Origin of the sequence: Streptomyces sp. B1866, assembly GCF_031932565.1 — a bacterium.
Taxonomy (GTDB): domain Bacteria; phylum Actinomycetota; class Actinomycetes; order Streptomycetales; family Streptomycetaceae; genus Streptomyces.
Genome location: NZ_JAVSCF010000028.1, coordinates 1 through 14540 on the forward strand (window position 1 = coordinate 1; position 14540 = coordinate 14540).

The 14540-nt window shown below is 74.3% G+C and carries 13 protein-coding genes and 1 pseudogene; 5 read left to right on the forward strand and 9 right to left on the reverse strand.

From position 1 onward, the window contains the following. A pseudogene (locus RKE29_RS06750) lies at positions 1–213 on the reverse strand (hypothetical protein); the annotation flags it as partial. A 74-nt stretch (positions 214–287) separates the two neighbouring features. On the opposite strand from RKE29_RS06750, the gene RKE29_RS06755 reads away from it, so the two are divergent. Together RKE29_RS06755 and RKE29_RS06760 are read left to right on the forward strand one after the other, a co-directional pair. Further along, a complete protein-coding gene (locus RKE29_RS06755) occupies positions 288–1256 on the forward strand; it encodes a diacylglycerol kinase family protein (RefSeq protein WP_312004132.1) in 969 nt (322 codons plus the stop codon). 317 nt (positions 1257–1573) lie between these two features. Further along, positions 1574–1831, forward strand: a complete 258-nt coding sequence (locus RKE29_RS06760) for a WhiB family transcriptional regulator (protein ID WP_312004133.1) — start codon at positions 1574–1576, stop codon at positions 1829–1831. A 200-nt stretch (positions 1832–2031) separates the two neighbouring features. Here RKE29_RS06760 and RKE29_RS06765 read toward each other — a convergent pair whose 3' ends face one another. The 3 genes from RKE29_RS06765 to RKE29_RS06775 all read right to left on the reverse strand — a co-directional run bounded on the left by RKE29_RS06765 (position 2032) and on the right by RKE29_RS06775 (position 6788). After that, complete coding sequence (locus RKE29_RS06765; protein ID WP_312004160.1) at positions 2032–3534, reverse strand: PAS domain-containing sensor histidine kinase; 1503 nt, start codon at positions 3532–3534, stop codon at positions 2032–2034. A gap of 361 nt (positions 3535–3895) precedes the next feature. After that, positions 3896–4915 (reverse strand): SIS domain-containing protein, encoded by a 1020-nt coding sequence (locus RKE29_RS06770; RefSeq protein ID WP_312004161.1) that lies wholly within the window; start codon positions 4913–4915, stop codon positions 3896–3898. 334 nt (positions 4916–5249) lie between these two features. Beyond that, positions 5250–6788, reverse strand: coding sequence for a glycoside hydrolase family 3 protein (locus RKE29_RS06775; protein WP_312004134.1), 1539 nt, complete (start codon positions 6786–6788; stop codon positions 5250–5252). A 363-nt stretch (positions 6789–7151) separates the two neighbouring features. Here RKE29_RS06775 and RKE29_RS06780 point away from each other — a divergent pair, with 363 nt between their 5' ends. The 3 genes from RKE29_RS06780 to mctP all read left to right on the forward strand — a co-directional run bounded on the left by RKE29_RS06780 (position 7152) and on the right by mctP (position 10061). Further along, positions 7152–7934, forward strand: a complete 783-nt coding sequence (locus RKE29_RS06780; protein WP_312004135.1) for a GntR family transcriptional regulator — start codon at positions 7152–7154, stop codon at positions 7932–7934. Between the two features lie 211 nt (positions 7935–8145). Beyond that, positions 8146–8412, forward strand: coding sequence for a DUF3311 domain-containing protein (locus RKE29_RS06785; RefSeq protein ID WP_312004162.1), 267 nt, complete (start codon positions 8146–8148; stop codon positions 8410–8412). A gap of 32 nt (positions 8413–8444) precedes the next feature. After that, on the forward strand, positions 8445–10061 hold the full coding sequence (gene mctP / locus RKE29_RS06790; protein WP_312004163.1) for a monocarboxylate uptake permease MctP: 1617 nt from the start codon (positions 8445–8447) through the stop codon (positions 10059–10061). Between the two features lie 125 nt (positions 10062–10186). On the opposite strand, the gene def is transcribed toward mctP, so the two are convergent. The 5 genes from def to RKE29_RS06815 form a co-directional block, all read right to left on the reverse strand. Next, positions 10187–10816, reverse strand: a complete 630-nt coding sequence (gene def, locus RKE29_RS06795; RefSeq protein WP_312004136.1) for a peptide deformylase — start codon at positions 10814–10816, stop codon at positions 10187–10189. Between the two features lie 115 nt (positions 10817–10931). Beyond that, the gene (locus RKE29_RS06800) at positions 10932–11918 is read right to left on the reverse strand and encodes a hypothetical protein (protein ID WP_312004137.1); all 987 of its coding nucleotides are present in this window, start codon (positions 11916–11918) and stop codon (positions 10932–10934) included. Positions 11919–12179: 261 nt separating this feature from the next. Further along, complete coding sequence (gene rsrA / locus RKE29_RS06805; RefSeq protein ID WP_312004138.1) at positions 12180–12572, reverse strand: mycothiol system anti-sigma-R factor; 393 nt, start codon at positions 12570–12572, stop codon at positions 12180–12182. Continuing rightward, the gene (locus RKE29_RS06810) at positions 12569–13267 is read right to left on the reverse strand and encodes a sigma-70 family RNA polymerase sigma factor (RefSeq protein WP_312004139.1); all 699 of its coding nucleotides are present in this window, start codon (positions 13265–13267) and stop codon (positions 12569–12571) included. The genes rsrA and RKE29_RS06810 overlap by 4 nt, the downstream gene beginning before the upstream one ends. Before the next feature lie 543 nt (positions 13268–13810). Continuing rightward, on the reverse strand, positions 13811–14473 hold the full coding sequence (locus tag RKE29_RS06815; protein ID WP_312004140.1) for an alpha/beta family hydrolase: 663 nt from the start codon (positions 14471–14473) through the stop codon (positions 13811–13813). Between the last annotated feature and the right edge of the window lie 67 nt (positions 14474–14540).

The window sequence follows — 14540 nt, forward strand, 5'->3', positions numbered from 1 at the left end:
GCCCCGCGCGGCGGCCTTGCCTGCCTCGCCGCCCCTGCCCGCGGCGGCGTCCTGGCCCGCCCGGCGGGCCGTCCCGGGTCCCGTGCCGGAGGCGCCGGACGCTCGGGCGGTACGGGCCGGCGCGGCGGGAGCGGTCGCGTCGGCGGCCGTGCGGGCCGCGGGGGTCGCCCTGGCGGCCCGGGCCTTCGCGGATGCGGACTTCTTCCTGCTCACCCCAGCAGGGTAGCCCGCCCCGGCCGGGCCGGACCGCGCCCCCGGTGAAGCGGTCGGAGGGTAGTCTGCTCGGCATGCGCGCGCTCCTTGTGGTCAACCCCGCAGCCACCACCACCAGTGCCCGCACCCGCGACGTACTGATCCACGCGCTGGCCAGCGACCTGAAGCTGGACGTCGCCACCACCGAGTACCGGGGGCACGCCCGCGACCTGGCGCGCCGGGCGGTCGACGGCGGCAGCCACGAGCTGGTGGTCGCGCTCGGCGGCGACGGCACCGTCAACGAGGTCGTCAACGGGCTGCTGCACCACGGCCCGGCCCCCGGCGAGGTGCCCCGCCTGGCCGTCGTGCCCGGCGGCTCGACCAACGTCTTCGCGCGCGCGCTCGGCCTGCCCAACCACATCGTGGAGGCCACCGGCGCCCTGCTGGACGCGCTGCGCGAGGGTTCGGAGCGGACCGTGGGCCTGGGGATCGCGGCCGGCACCCCGGGCACGCCGGACGAGGCGGTGCCCGCCCGCTGGTTCACCTTCTGCGCGGGCCTCGGCTTCGACGCGGGCGTGATCGGCCGGGTCGAACAGCGGCGCGAGCGCGGCAAGCGGTCGACGCACGCGCTGTATCTGCGGCAGGTGATGCGGCAGTTCCTCGGCGAGCAGCACCGCCGCCAGGGCACCATCACGCTCCAGCGCCCGGACGAGGACCCGGTGGAGAAGCTGGCCTCGGCGATAGTCTGCAACACCTCGCCGTGGACCTATCTGGGCAACAAGCCGGTCTACGCGACGCCGCAGGCGTCGTTCGACACCGCGCTGGACGTGCTGGGCCTGGCCAGGCTGTCCACCGCGGCGGTCACCCGCTACGGCACCCAGCTGCTCACCTCCTCCCCGGAGCGCGGTCCGCACGGTAAGCACGCGGTGTCTTTGCACGACCTGACGGACTTCACCTTGCGATCACATGTGCCCCTCCCGTTTCAGATGGACGGCGACCACCTGGGACTGCGCAGAAGTGTGACGTTCACAGGCGTACGCCGTGCACTGCGTGTGATTGTGTGAGTGGGACCCTAAAAAGTCCTTTCACTCGAACGTTTAGGCTGCCTTCCACCCTCGGGAAGTACGGCTGTGACAGAGCCGACACCAAGGAATCAAAAAAAACTTGCCGGAAGGGGTTGTATCCGTCGCTGAGGTTTGCGAGTCTCTTCATGGCGATCGGGACGGCCTGCTGAAGGTCCCCTTGAGAGCCCGAAACCCCCTCTTCATCCCACAGGACCGCGTAGCCCTGGTTGGGCTCCGGCCCTTCCCTTACGGGGGGATTCGTGAAAGCGTTCACATTCACAAGCAACCAAGCCGCAACACGAGGAGATGGAGCAGCCATGGACTGGCGTCACAGCGCCGTTTGCCGCGAGGAAGACCCCGAACTGTTCTTCCCCATCGGCAACACCGGTCCCGCGCTGCTGCAGATCGAGGAAGCCAAGGCCGTCTGCCGTCGCTGCCCCGTGATGGAGCAGTGCCTGCAGTGGGCGCTGGAGTCCGGCCAGGACTCCGGTGTCTGGGGCGGTCTCAGCGAGGACGAGCGCCGTGCCATGAAGCGCCGCGCCGCCCGCAACCGGGCGCGCAACGCCAGCGCCTGACACAGACGCCCCGTGGCCCCCGAGCCGCAGCGCGCAGCGATTACGGTGCGCAGGTGAAGCAGATGAACGAGAGCTGAGAGCCCCGGGCCGCGCGGCCTGGGGCTCGGTGCTCTACCGGCCCGTACCGCCGCGTCCGGTGCCCCTCCGGCCCGTACCCGTCCGTACTGTCCGGGCGGTCCCGGTGGACGCGGTGGTGCGGGTCAGCCGGCCTCGCGCTCGGCCGACCGGTGCGTCTCGGCCCGTACGGGGATGTCGAGCACGACCCGGGTGCCGCGCCCGGGTGCGGGCACCATGTCGAAGGCGCCACCCAACTCTCCCTCCACGAGGGTGCGGACGATCTGCAGGCCGAGGTTCCCGGCGCGCTGCGGGTCGAAACCGGCGGGCAGGCCCCGGCCGTCGTCCTGCACGGTCACCAGCAGGCGGTCCTCTTCGCCTCCGTCGCGTACCGCGGAGACCTCCACGCGGCCCTGCTCGCCCGGTCCGAAGCCGTGTTCGAGGGCGTTCTGGAGCAGTTCGGTGAGCACCATCGCCAGCGGTGTGGCGACCTTCGCGTCCAGCACGCCGAAACCGCCGACCCGGCGGCAGGCCACGGTGCCCGGGGAGATCTCGGCCACCATCGCCATGACCCGGTCGGCGATGTCGTCGAAGGAGACCCGCTCGTCCAGGTTCTGGGACAGCGTCTCGTGCACGATCGCGATCGAACCGACCCGGCGCACCGCCTCGTTGAGCGCGTCCCGGGCGCTGGTGCCCGTGGCGGCGCTGCCCATGCGGCGGGCCTGGAGGCGCAGCAGGGCCGCCACGGTCTGGAGGTTGTTCTTCACCCGGTGGTGGATCTCCCGGATGGTGGCGTCCTTGGTGATCAGCTCCCGCTCGCGGCGGCGCAGTTCGGTGACGTCCCGGAGCAGGACGAGCGAACCGATGTGCTCCCCCTTGGGCTTGAGGGGGATGACGCGCAGTTGGATGACCCCGCCGCTGCTCTCCACCTCGAACCCGCGCGGCGCCCACCCGCTGGCCAGCTTCACCAGCGCCTCGTCCACCGGGCCGCGTGCGGGCGCGAGTTCGGCGGTGGTCTGGCCCAGGTGGTGGCCGACGAGGTCGGCGGCCAGGCCCAGCCGGTGGTAGGCGGACAGGGCGTTGGGGCTGGCGTACTGCACGACGCCGTCCGCGTCGAGCCGGATCAGGCCGTCCCCCGCGCGCGGCGAGGCGTCCATGTCCACCTGCTGGCCGGGGAACGGGAAGGCGCCGACCGCGATCATCTGGGCCAGGTCGGACGCGCTTTGCAGGTAGGTCAGCTCCAGGCGGCTCGGCGTCCGCACGGTGAGCAGGTTGGTGTTCCGGGCGATGACGCCCAGCACCCGGCTCTCGCGGCGCACCGGGATGGACTCCACGCGCACCGGCACCTCCTCGCGCCACTCCGGATCGCCCTCGCGGACGATGCGGCCCTCGTCCAGGGCGGCGTCGAGCATGGGGCGGCGGCCGCGCGGCACGAAATGGCCGACCATGTCGTCCTGGTAGGAGGTGGGTCCGGTGTTGGGCCGCATCTGCGCGATCGAGACGTAGCGGGCGCCGTCCCGGGTGGGCACCCACAGCACGAGGTCGGCGAAGGACAGGTCCGACAGCAACTGCCACTCGGACACCAGCAGGTGAAGCCACTCAAGGTCGGAGTCGTCGAGGGCGGTGTGCTGGCGTACCAGGTCGTTCATGGTGGGCACACTGCGAGCCTACCGGGGGTACGGGTTTACGCTTTCCTATGACAGGCTTCGCAAGAACGTGTGACAAGCCGCAGAAGAACGTGGACACGGGCCTGTGGTCCAGTCCACAATGTCATCAGGTGTTCCGCTCTCCCCGCACAGGAGGGCGGAGTAGAGGCACACGGCATGGTCTGCCCTGACTGCGCCGCGGCCTCCCGCTGACCGTTCTGCGGTCGGCGCAGCTCCGGGCTGCGGTGCCGGACGGGTTGAGGGTCCCGTTCTGGCGCCGCGGCCCGCGGGTAGCCCTTCTTCTCGCCTCCTCCCCTTCGCGGCCCGTCTCCCCCTTCGCGGCTTCTTCACGGCTTCCCGGCGCTCAGTGCGTCTCGGTGACCTTGGCCAGCGCGCGCGGGGCGTCCGGGTCCTGGCCGCGGGCGATCGTCACCTCGTAGGCGAGCATTTGCAGCGGCAGGATCTCCAGCACCGGCTGCACCTCCTCGGCCACCCCCTCGGGCAGCGCGAACCCGGCGCTCGCCCGGTCCACCTCCGCCCGGGGGCCGACGACCACCAGGTCGGCGCCCCGGTCCCGCAGCCGCTCCAGCACCGGCCGCAGCGCCTCGCCGCCCCTGCCGTCGGGGACGACAGCGATGACCGGCGAGACGTTGTCCACCATCGCCAGCGGGCCGTGCAGCAGGTCGGCGCCGGAGTAGGACAGGGCGGGGATGTAGCTGGTCTCCATCAGCTTCAGCGCGGCCTCCTTGGCGGTGGGATAGCCGTAGCCCCGGGAGGTGAGGACCATGCGCTGCGCGAAGCGGTAGCGGCCGGCCAGCCGCCGGACCTCCTCCTGCCGGGCCAGGACGCGCTCGGCCAGCTCGGGCAGGTCCTTGGCGGCCGCGCCGTCCCCGCCGCGCAGGCCCTCGGTGAAGAGGTACAGGGCGAGCAGTTCGGCGGTGTAGCTCTTGGTGGCGGGCAGCGCCAGCTCCGGCCCGGCCAGTACGTCGATGTGGAACTCGCTGACGGCGGCCAGCGGCGAGGCGGCGTTGTTGGTGACGGCCAGCGTGACCGCGCCGGCCTCGCGGGCGGCCCGGGTCGAGGCGACCAGGTCGGGTGAGCCGCCGGACTGGCTGACCGCGACGACCAGGACGCCGCCGAGGTCCTGCCGGGCGCCGTAGGCGGTGGTGACGGACATCGAGGTGAGCCCGCAGGGCTTGCCGCAGGTCACCTCCAGCAGGTACTTGGCGTACAGGGCGGCGTTGTCGGAGGTGCCGCGCGCGGTGAGCAGCACGAACCGCGGGTCCCGCGCGGCGATCCGCTCGGCGGTCTCCCGGATGTGCGGCGCGCCCCGGTCGAGGAGGCGGCGGAGCACGGCGGGCTGCTCGGCCATCTCCCGGGCCATGGTCCGGCCCGGCCGGTCGCCGGGCGGCGCGGGCGTCTTGCCGCCGGCCGGGGCGGGGTCCGGGGCGGCCGGGCCGGGGGCCGGGGCCGGTGTGGTGGCGGACATGCGGGGTGCCTCCCGTGCGCTGTGCCGTGCGGCGCTGCGGCGCCGCCGGGCTGACGTGCCTGACCTGTTCGAGGGACGGGCGGGTGCGGGGTGCTTCGCGGGTGTACGGGTGCGGGTGCGTACGGGCCGGGTGGGCGCGGCGCCGGTGCGGCCCGCGTCCGGGGGCCGCGGGCCCGGCGGGCGGTCCCGCCGCCGTACGGGCCCGCCGTACGGGCCTGGCGCCGCCACGTCAGCCGCCCGGCAGCCCGCCGGTCAGGACCTCCGCGGCGGCCTGGCCGCAGACGCGGGCCGCGCCGTAGGTCGCGACGTGCGGCGCGCCCGCCGGCGGCGCCTGCGGCACGCCCATCTCCACGACGGCCGCGTCGGGCCGGGCGGCGAGCACGGCGGCCAGCGCGTCGGCCATCCAGCGGTGGCGGTGAGTGTCGCGGACCACGGCCACGATCCTACGGCCGCCCGCCGCGGCGAGCACCCGTGCGGCCAGGGCGGGCGCGCCGCCGCACGCCACGTCCCGTTCGCCGTAGGTGGCGGTCGCGGTGCCGGGCAGCAGCCGGGCCAGCTCGGCGGCCACGCCCCAGGGCGTCTCACCGCCGACGGCCATGTTCTCCACCGGCGTGAGGGCGGCGACGTACACCGGGCCGGTCAGCGGCTCGTACCCGCCCGGGCCCGGCGTCACCCGCACCGCGCGGCGCGCCGCCGCGATGCCCACGTCCGGTGCGGGCTCGACGCCCTCCGCCGCGCCCGCGCCCCGCGTCCAGCGCGCCAGGGCGCGCACGCGCGAGGCGGCGTCGGCCAGCCGCTCCTCGGGCAGCTCTCCCGCGCGTACGGCCGCCACCAGCGCGTCGCGCAGCCGCAGCACGGTGGCCTCGTCCGTGCTGCCGCCGCCCACGCAGATCGCGTCGGCGCCCGCGGCCAGCGCCAGCACGCTGCCGCGTGCCACGCCGTAGGCGACCGAGACGGCCCGCATCTCCATGCCGTCGGTGATGATCAGGCCGTCGAAGCCGAGTCCGCCCGCGTCGGTGGGCGCGCGCAGCAGGCCGCGCAGCGCGGCCGGGCTGAGCGTGGCGGGCCGGGCGGGGTCGAGCGCGGGCAGCAGGATGTGCGCGCTCATCACGGCGCGCGTGCCGGCCGCGACGGCGGCCTGGAAGGGCACCAGTTCGCGGGCGCGCAGGGGGGCGAGATCGACGTCGACGCGGGGCAGGGCCAGGTGGGAGTCGACGGCCGTGTCGCCGTGCCCGGGGAAGTGCTTGGCGCAGGCGGCGACGCCGGCGCTCTGCAGGCCCTCGACGTACGCGGCGGTGTGCCGGGCGACCAGGTGCGGGTCGGCGCCGAAGGAGCGCACGCCGATGACGGGGTTGGCGGGGTCGGAGTTGACGTCCGCCGACGGGGCCCAGTCGAGGTTCACGCCGCAGGCGGCGAGGCGGCGGCCGATCTCCCGGGCGACCGCGCGGGTCAGGTCCGGGTCGTCCACGGTGCCCAGCGCCAGGTTGCCGGGGAAGGACGAGCCGGTGCGCACCTCCAGGCGGGTGACGTCGCCGCCCTCCTCGTCCACGGCGACGAGCACGTCGTCGCGCTCGGCGCGCAGCCGGGCGGTGAGCGCGGCGAGCTGGTCGGGCGAGTGGACGTTGCGGCCGAAGAGGGCGACCGTGCTCAGGCCCTCGCCGAGCCGGCGCAGCAGCCAGTCGGGGGCGGTGGTGCCGGCGAATCCGGGCTGGAGGACGGTCAGGGCGTCCCGGGCGAGGCCGTCGCCGGCGCGTACGGGGGTCGTCATGCGCGTCATCCCTTCGCACATACCCGCGCGGGGCGGGGCCGGGGGGCGCGGTTCGGCCGGCGCCGGACCGGGCCGAAGAGGTATAGACCGGCTTGGGCAGCTTGGCCTGGACCTTTGTCCGGTGTCAAGGCGGACCGGGTGTCCACCGGCCCGTTACCGGACCGACACCCGCCGGAATCCGGGCCGGGCGGCCGTCTCACCGCGGGCCCGTGCCACGATGTGAGCCGCTGACGACGCGATTCGGCGCGGTGACGCCCGCGGCCCGGGGATCCGGTGCGGTGCGGGCCGCGGCGGCGCGGCGGCGGCGGGACGTGTACGCAAGGGCCGGTGACGGCAGCGGATCGGAAGTCGGGAAGGCGCGCCATGGACACCGAGGGGGCAACGGCGGCGGCCGAGAGCGGCGGCCCGGGCGGGGCGGCGCGCACCGCGCGGGTGCCGAAGTACTACCACCTCAAACGGCACCTGCTGGAGATGACCGAGACCCTGGCGCCCGGCACCCCGGTACCGCCCGAGCGGACCCTGGCCACCGAGTTCGACACCTCGCGCACGACCGTGCGGCAGGCGCTCCAGGAGCTGGTCGTCGAGGGCCGCCTGGAGCGCATCCAGGGCAAGGGGACCTTCGTGGCCAAGCCGAAGGTCACCCAGGCCCTGCACCTGACCTCCTACACCGAGGACATGCGCGCCCAGGGGCTGGAACCCGCGTCCCAGCTGCTGGACATCGGCTACGTGACCGCCGACGACCGGCTCGCCGGGCTGCTGGACATCGCGCCGGGCGGGCGGGTGCTGCGCATCGAGCGGCTGCGGCTGGCCAGCGGCGAGCCGATGGCGATCGAGACCACCCACCTGTCGGCCAAGCGCTTCCCGGCGCTGCGCCGCAGCCTGCTGAAGTACGCGTCGCTCTACACGGCGCTGGCCACCGTGTACGACGTACACCTGGCGGAGGCCGAGGAGACCATCGAGACCTCGCTGGCCACGCCCCGCGAGGCGGGGCTGCTGGGCGCGGACGTCGGCCTGCCCATGCTGATGCTCTCGCGCCACTCGCTGGACGCCGACGGCGAGCCGGTGGAGTGGGTGCGGTCGGTCTACCGGGGAGACCGGTACAAGTTCGTGGCGCGGCTCCAGCGGCCCCGCGCCGACCCGCGGTGACCGGGCCGGGCCGCCCGCCGGATTTTTTCCCATACCGATATGCGGACGGTAGTGACGGCCGTCCGGTGCCTCGCTAGATTTCCCCCCGCATGTGCTTGTGATCAGCTCAGGGACGGAGCCGCCAGCCGTGTCAGGACCATCCGGTACCCCCGGACCCTCCCCCGCACCCGCCGCCGGCCCGGGACCGGTCGTCACGCCCGCGCGTGTCGTCATCGGCCTGTGCCTGCTCGCGCCGTTCGTCGCCCTGCTGTGGGTCGGCTCGTACGCGCGCACCGGGCCCCGGTTCATCGGCATCCCGTTCTTCTACTGGTACCAGATCCTGTGGGTGCCGGTGTCGACCGTCCTGACCGCGATCGCGTACGTGCTGGTCCGCCGCGAGGAGCGGCGGCGCGGGGCGGCGCGGGCGGCCGGGGCGGACTCGGGCGGCCGGCCGCGGCCGGACCGGGGCGAGGGAGACGAGGGGGGCGTGTCGCGGTGAAGGACGGCGTGGACATCGCGGCGAAGGAGGGTGTGAACAGCGTCGCGCTCGGCGTCTGCATCTTCTTCTTCGTCGTCGTCACGGCGATGGGCTTCCTGGCCGCGCGCTGGCGCAAGGCCGAGAACGCCGAGAGCCTGGACGAGTGGGGGCTCGGCGGGCGCAGCTTCGGCACCTGGATCACGTGGTTCCTGCTGGGCGGCGACCTCTACACGGCGTACACCTTCGTCGCCGTGCCCGCCGCCGTGTACGGAGCAGGCGCGTCCGGTTTCTTCGCCGTCCCCTACACCGTCCTCGTCTTCCCGCTGGTCTTCGTCTTCGTGCCGCGCCTGTGGTCGGTCTCGCACCGGCACGGGTACGTGACCACGTCCGACTTCGTGCGCGGGCGGTACGGGTCGCGCGGCCTGTCGCTGGCGGTCGCGGCCACCGGCATCCTCGCCACCATGCCGTACATCGCCCTCCAACTGGTGGGCATGCAGGCGGTGCTGGACGTCCTGGGCGTCGGCAGCAGCCAGGGGAACTGGTTCGCCAGGGACCTGCCGCTGCTGGTCGCCTTCGCGGTGCTCGCCGCGTACACCTACTCCTCCGGGCTGCGCGCGCCCGCGCTCATCGCCTTCGTCAAGGACGGGCTGATCTACCTCGTCGTCGCGGTGGCGGTCATCTACATCCCGATAAGGCTGGGCGGCTTCGACGACATCTTCGCCAAGGCGCAGCACGCCCTGTCGCAGACCGGCGCGAACGACAAGCCGCGGGGCGAGCTGGTCAGCGGCGACACCGCGCAGTGGGGGTACGCGACGCTGGCGCTCGGCTCGGCCATGGCGCTGTTCATGTACCCGCACACGATCACCGCGACGCTCTCCAGCCGCAGCCGCGAGGTGATCCGGCGCAACACCACCATCCTGCCGCTGTACTCGCTGATGCTGGGTCTGCTGGCCCTGCTCGGCTTCATGGCGATCGCGGAGGGCGTGGAGGTCGGCAACCCCCAGCTGGCCGTGCCGCAGCTCTTCGAGGACATGTTCCCCGACTGGTTCACCGGCGTGGCCTTCGCGGCCATCGGCATAGGAGCGATCGTGCCGGCGGCGATCATGTCGATCGCGGCGGCGAACCTGTTCACGCGGAACATCTACAAGGAGTTCCTGCGGCCCCAGGCCACCGACGCGGAGGAGACCCGCGTCTCCAAGCTGGTGTCGCTGCTGGTCAAGGGCGGGGCGCTGGTCTTCGTCCTGACCATGGACCGGTCGACGGCGATCAACTTCCAGCTGCTCGGCGGCATCTGGATCCTACAGACCTTCCCCGCCATGGTCGCCGGGCTGTTCACCCGCTGGTTCCACCGGTGGGCACTGCTCGCGGGCTGGGCGGCCGGGATGATCTACGGCACGGTGGCCGCGTACGGCGTGGCCAGCCCCACCCAGGCGCACTTCGGCGGCAGCCAGAAGGAGATCCCGGCCCTGGGCGAGCTGGGCTACATCGGCCTGACGGCCTTTGTGCTCAACGCCGTGATCGCGGTGGCGGGCACCGTGGTGCTGCGCGCGCTGCGGGCCCCGGAGGGCGTGGACCAGACCTCGCCCGGCGACTACACGGCGGACACCGGCGACCCGGGCGTCGAGGCCGCCCTGCCGCCCGCGACGACGGGCGCGCCGGGCGGCCACTGATCCCCTGCACGCCCCGGGTCCGTGCGGGCTCGTACGGGCCCGGGGCGTGCAGGCCCGGGCGCGTGCTTGGCCCGGGGCGTCCGACGGACAGATGACAGCTGACAGATAACGAAATCTGTCAGCTGTCAGTCGTTCGGGACCGTCTCGTACCGCGGGGTGCCCTCGGCCATCTGCCGGAGCACGTCCTTGCGGTCCCGCTTGGACAGCCGCTCGATGTACAGGCGGCCGTAGAGGTGGTCGGTCTCGTGCTGGAGGCAGCGGGCGAAGTAGCCCGTGCCCTGCACCCGGATCGGCCGGCCCTCGGCGTCCTGCCCGCGGACCACCGCGTAGTCCGGGCGGGCGAGCGGGGCGTAGGCGGTGGGCACCGACAGGCAGCCCTCGTTGGAGTCGTCCAGCGTGCGGCGCCCGGGCGGCAGTTCCTCCAGGACCGGGTTGCACACCGCGCCGACGTGCCGTACGCCCTCGTCGTCCATGCAGTCGTAGACGAAGACCTTCAGGTCGACGCCGATCTGGTTGGCGGCCAGGCCCACGCCCTCCGCCGCCCGCTGGCTGGCGAACATGTCGTCCACGAGGCGGGCGAGGTCGTCGCCGAACTCGGCGACGTCCCGGCACTCGCGGTGCAGCACCGGATTGCCGACGACGGTGATGGGCCGGACCGTGCCGCGCTCGCGGTGTGCGCGCTCGCGCTCCTCGCAGTCCTCCGTGTCCACGACGAACTCGTCGTCCACCTGCTGTTCCGTTGTTCGCTGTGCCATCGTCGGCCGCTTGCCCTTCCAACCCGTGATACGTCGCCCTACAGCGTACGGCGCCCCACGGGTACGCGGGTCCCGTGGTCTCCCCGCCGGGCCACGGCGGCCCGGCCGGCGGCCCTCAGCAGACCTCTTCCAGGTCCCGCCACGCGCGCGTGTGCGGGCTGTCGGCCACCCAGCCGTCCAGCAGGCCGCGCACCAGGCCGCCCGGCGCCGCGATGCCGCACTCGCGCTCGGGCACCCACAGCGAACCCGAGCCCGCCGTGCGGTGCCGCAGCGGGCCCGGATGGCCCGGCTCGCTGTGGTCGTGCGGGTCGACGTGCACGCCCTCGCCCTCGTCGCTGGGCATCCGGCTCTCCGAACAGGACCGGCACAGCAGCCGCACCGACGACGACCAGTCCTCCGCGGCGAACCCGGCGTCCGCCGCCAGCCGCTCCAGCGCGTCCCGGTCGGACTCCGCCGCGGCCTCCAGCAGCACCACCCAGGTGGGCACCGGCGACGGCGCCCACAGCTCGATCTCGTCGAAGACCGGGTACGAGGGGCCCGCGGCCGTGGTGCGCTCGCCGTGCGGGACCCCGTCGTGCAGCACGACCTCGCCCCAGCGGCGGCCGGACGAGGGCAGCGGAATGCTCAGCACCTCGATCCGGGCCGGGTCCAGGCGGCGGCCCCAGACCACCTCGGCCTCGCCCTCCGGTGACAGCCGCACCGCCGCGCTGCCCAGCTCCATGCCGGTCGGCTCACCGGTCGCGGACAGCTTGTCGGGCACGTCCAGCCCGTACGCCTGCCAGGCGCGGCGGGCCAGCGGCCAGTCCTGCAGGGCGGTGGCGGAGATGCCCACGTTCCACCAGTCGGGGGCGCCCGCGTCGCGGTCGAGCAGGGCCACGGCGCGCAGGCCCGCGGCGCGCGCCTGCTCCCAGTCGTGCCGGAACTTGTGCAGCAGGGCCAGGTTGAACCACGACTCCGACAGCCACGGCTCCAGGTCGGCGGCACGGGTCAGCAGCGCGCTCGCGTCCTCGTACCGGCCGTCGCCGATGAGGGTGAACGCGCGATCGGTGACCTGCCGCCAGGAGGCGGAGGGCCGGTGCCGTACCTTGCCGAAGATCTTCACGATTCCCGCCTGCCGGTTTCTTCCGTGACCCCGTCGGTCCCCCGGGCCACGGGGGTGACACCGCGGTGTGCCGGCCCGCCGCCGTGTCCCCGGTCGGCCGGCGGAACAGTACCTACCCACCTCCTTGCCGCAGACCACAGGCCCGACACCCGATACCACGCATCCAACCATGCTCCTCGGGGCGCCCGCTCCTTACCCGCCAGTTGTCGCCGCGGGCGGGGGCGGACACCGGCCACGGTGGCGCGGCGCGGCGTCAGGCGGTCATTCCTGGGCGGCGGCGGGGGCGGCGGCGGAGCCCGTCGAGCCGGGGGCGGCGGACTCCGCCGCGGCGGGCCCCGCGGGCGCCTCCGGGCCCGCCGGCGCGGGCCACGCCGTCGCCTCCCGCTCGGGCACGACCTGCCCGGAGCGGATCAGCTCGATCCGGCTCATCACCTTCGACCGCAGGTCGCTGGGCACGTCGTCATGCCCGCAGCACCGCTTGACCAGCTTCTTCACGGCCTGCTCCAGGCCGTACTTCTCCAGGCACGGGGAGCACTCGTCGATGTGCACCTCGAACTTCGCGCGGTCGCCGGCGGGCATCTCGCGGTCCAGGAACTCGTAGAGGTGGTCGAGCACCTCCGAGCACTCCATCTCATGCGGCTCGCCGCAGCTCATGAGTCCGCGCCTTTCCGGTCGTGCGGCTCGTCCGCCGCGGGAACCGCACCGGCCGGGACCAGCCCGCGCCCCCGGGCGTAGTCCTCCAGCAGGCCGCGCAACTGGCGGCGCCCGCGGTGCAGGCGGGACATCACGGTGCCGATGGGTGTACCCATGATGTCCGCGATCTCCTTGTACGCAAACCCTTCGACGTCGGCGAGGTAGACCGCGATGCGGAACTCCTCGGGGATGGCCTGAAGGGCCTCCTTCACGTCCGAGTCCGGCAGGTGGTCCAGCGCCTGCGACTCGGCGGAGCGCAGACCGGTCGACATGTGCGACTCGGCGCGCGCCAGCTGCCAGTCCTCGATCTCGTCGGCGGCGCTGCGCTGCGGCTCCCGCTGCTTCTTGCGGTAGGAGTTGATGAAGGTGTTGGTGAGGATGCGGTAGAGCCACGCCTTGAGGTTCGTGCCCTCGCGGAACTGGTGGAACGAGCCGTACGCCTTCGCGTACGTCTCCTGCACCAGGTCCTCTGCGTCGGCCGGGTTGCGCGTCATGCGCAGGGCGGCGGAGTACATCTGGTCGAGGTAGGACAGGGCGTCCCGCTCGAAGCGCGCGCTGCGCTCGGCGGCCGTCTCCGGCTGCCCGGCCGGCTGCCCCGTCGGCCGGCCTTCGGCCACGCCGTCGGTCTCTGCGTCGGTCCCAGTGACCGGACCCACCTCCTCCAACACCGCGCCGGACCCCGCTGCGGGCCCGCTCGAATCGGAGAATAGACGACGATCCGGCCCGTCCGCCCCTTCAATTCGGGCGGCCCGCGCCCCGCGCGGCCGCGACCAGCCCAGGTCAGGGGTCTGCGGGCGGGCCGGGCAAACAAGCGAACCCATGCGGGGACTCCCTCTCCTCGACACACGCGCCGCCGGACGGTACGTGCGGATATGCGAGTTACGTGCTTGGTGCGGACGACCGCTACAACAGCGGTCCAGGCCGTCCCATTCCCCGTTCCCGCCGCCCTGCCGCCCGGGGCGGGAGCCGCCGGGCCGGGGCTCGACGGGGGCTCGGCGGGGGCTCCGCCGGGGCCGGATGCGGGGCCCGGCCGGGGCTCCTGCGGAAGGCCCGCGAGGGCGGGGGCCCGCGCGTGGGAGCCGCCGCGGGCGCGCGCCGGGCCATATGGCCGACCGGTGGCGGGATTCGGCTCGAAAGGAACGGTCACGGGGCGCGGCCCCGGCCCCCGCGCCCGGTCCGGGACGGCCTCCGGTCCGGCATCACGCCCGGTCCAGGACGCGGTCGAGCCAGTCGGCGGCGGCGCCGGTGAGCACGCCGAGCGCCGCGTCCTGGCCGATACCGGCCGTCTTGGGCACGGCGAAGCCGTGGTCGCCGTACGGCACCTCGGCCAGCTCGGCGCCCGCGGGCAGCGCCGGGAACTCCTCCGGGCGGCCGAAGGGGTCCCGCCCGCCCTGCACCACGAGCGTGGGCAGCCCGGCGCCCAGCAGCTCCTCGGCCCGGGACCGCTCGGGCCTGCCGGGCGGGTGCAGCGGGAAGGCCAGCGCCAGCACCGCGCACGCGCCCAGCTCGCGGGCCGTACGGCAGGCCACGCGGGCCCCGGCGCTGCGGCCGCCCGCGACGACGGGCAGCCCTGGCCCGGCCAGGGCGGGCCACAGGGCCCGCCAGGCGGCGTCCAGCGTCCTGGGCGCGGGCGCGAGCTTCCGGCCCGCGACCCGCCAGGGCTGCTCGACCAGGGCGACGGTCACGCCGCGCGCGGGCAGCGCGTCCGCCAGGGCCCGCAGGTCGCGGGCTTCGACGCCGCCGCCCGCGCCGTGGCCCGCGGCCAGTACGGCGCGCGGGACGGGCGCGGGGTGCCAGGTGACGCGGGCGTCACCGGCGGGGGTGGGCACGGTCTCGGTGCGGGCGCTGGTGGTTCGGGTCACCCGCCCATCCTGCCGCGCGACGGCGGGTTCCCTGCCCCGCCCCGCCCGGTCCGCGCTCCCGGAGGCG